Source organism: Neisseria sp. P0021.S006 (assembly GCF_051956895.1).
Genome location: NZ_JBQCWZ010000554.1, coordinates 1 through 872, shown reverse-complemented (window position 1 = coordinate 872; position 872 = coordinate 1). Strand labels below are relative to the sequence as shown.

The 872-nt window shown below is 46.7% G+C and carries 1 protein-coding gene; it reads left to right on the top strand.

Translation table 11 applies throughout. From position 1 onward, the window contains the following. Window positions 1-7: 7 nt before the first annotated feature. Window positions 8-872, top strand: an 865-nt coding sequence (gene atpB, locus ACTHUM_RS15640; RefSeq protein ID WP_070459764.1) for a F0F1 ATP synthase subunit A, incomplete at its 3' end; no start/stop codon positions are given.

Genomic DNA, 872 nt, shown 5'->3' with positions numbered 1-872 from the left:
AAACACTATGGCAGGTGAAACTATGACCGCTGCCGACTACATCAAGCACCACTTGCAAAGCTTGACCAGTATGTCGGATGTTACTCGGGGTCAAGGACTGAAAAACATCGCTGATTTTTCGTTCATTAACCTTGATGCAATCTTTTTTGCCGTTCTGTTGGGCGTAATCGGCAGCTTCCTTTTGTGGCGTGGGGCCAAAAAAGCAACTGCTGGCGTACCTGGTCGTTTTCAAGCGGCTGTTGAAATTCTGTTCGAATTCGTGGATAACATGTGTAAGAGCATTATCCATAACGAACAATCGCGTAAAGCTGTTGCGCCTTTAGGCTTGACTCTGTTTGTCTGGATTTTCCTGATGAACGCCATGGATATGTTGCCGGTTGATTTGCTGCCAATGGTATGGCAAGGCGTTACCGGTAATCATCACGCACTGTTGCGTGTCGTACCGACTGCTGACTTGAATACCACTTTGGCTTTGGCAATTGGCGTATTGTTGGTATGTATTTATTACAATATCAAAATCAAAGGCTTTGGCGGTTGGATTCACGAATTGTTCAGCGCGCCTTTCGGTCCGATGCTCGCTCCGGCCAACTTCCTGCTCAACTTGGTAGAGTTTTTGTCCAAAACCGTATCCCACGGTATGCGGTTGTTTGGTAATATGTATGCCGGTGAGCTGGTGTTCCTGCTGATTGCTTTGTTGGGTGGTGCGTGGGCATCAACTGGCAGCATCGAAACTTTAGATCCAATTTTATTTGTGTTCCACCTGATTGCCGGTTTGGCTTGGGCGATTTTCCACATTTTGGTTATCACCTTGCAGGCATTTATTTTCATGGCGTTGGCGTTCGTATATATCGGACAAGCGCATGATGCACACT